This window comes from Clostridium sp. AF27-2AA, assembly GCF_003478505.1.
Taxonomy (GTDB): domain Bacteria; phylum Bacillota; class Clostridia; order Lachnospirales; family Lachnospiraceae; genus Brotaphodocola.
The window spans coordinates 1-260 of the sequence record NZ_QUFI01000037.1 but is presented as its reverse complement, the minus strand read 5'-3'; the positions used below and the strand labels follow the sequence as shown (position 1 = coordinate 260).

The 260-nt window shown below is 33.8% G+C and carries 1 protein-coding gene; it reads left to right on the top strand.

The genetic code is table 11. The features are described 5' to 3' along the window. Positions 1–67: 67 nt before the first annotated feature. Positions 68–260, top strand: a 193-nt coding sequence (locus DWY84_RS14765; protein WP_182434964.1) for a transposase, incomplete at its 3' end; no start/stop codon positions are given.

Sequence of the window (260 nt, the reverse complement as noted above, 5' to 3'; positions counted from 1 at the left end):
CAATCCCACTGGCTTTAGACGGTGGGTTAAGGTAGCCAAAAATCAGAAATTATTGTATACTCATGGTATGGGAACATGGAAATCTAAAAACAGACACAAATACCTATTACAATATCACATTATTTTTGTCTGCAAATATAGAAAGAAATTACTGGTTTCGAGGCAGATATCAGATGATATAAAACAGTTTTCAGATGAGATATGTCAGAGACACAGTGTGATAATAAGACATATGGAAACAGACAAAGATCACATTCACT